The organism is Mycobacterium sp. NGS68, assembly GCF_059812195.1.
The window spans coordinates 1-378 of record NZ_JCALCE010000097.1 but is presented as its reverse complement, the minus strand read 5'-3'; the positions used below and the strand labels follow the sequence as shown (position 1 = coordinate 378).

The 378-nt window shown below is 62.2% G+C and carries 1 protein-coding gene; it reads left to right on the top strand.

Annotated features, from left to right (window positions below):
• On the top strand, nt 1-345 hold a 345-nt coding region (locus AC5Y5V_RS31420; protein ID WP_499942991.1), incomplete at its 5' end, for an IS30 family transposase.
• Between the last annotated feature and the right edge of the window lie 33 nt (nt 346-378).

The window sequence follows — 378 nt, the reverse complement described above, 5'->3', positions numbered from 1 at the left end:
GAAGCCGTACGCGACGGCCTGATCAGCACCATCTCCACCTTGCCTGCCCACCTGCGTGGATCACTGACCTGGGACCAAGGCGCCGAGATGGCACGGCACAAACAGTTCTCGATGGCCACCGACATGGCCGTCTACTTCTGCGATCCCGCCAGCCCCTGGCAGCGCGGCACCAACGAAAACACCAACGGACTGCTGCGCCAATACTTCCCCAAAGGCACCGACCTCAGCGCATTCGGACCCGAAGACCTCGAACACGTCGCCCAGCAACTCAACGGCCGCCCACGCAAAACGCTCGACTGGGACACCCCAGCCGAGCGCTTACGTGATTTACTGCAAACCACTTAACCAGCAGTGTTGCGCCGACCCCTAGAAACCGCC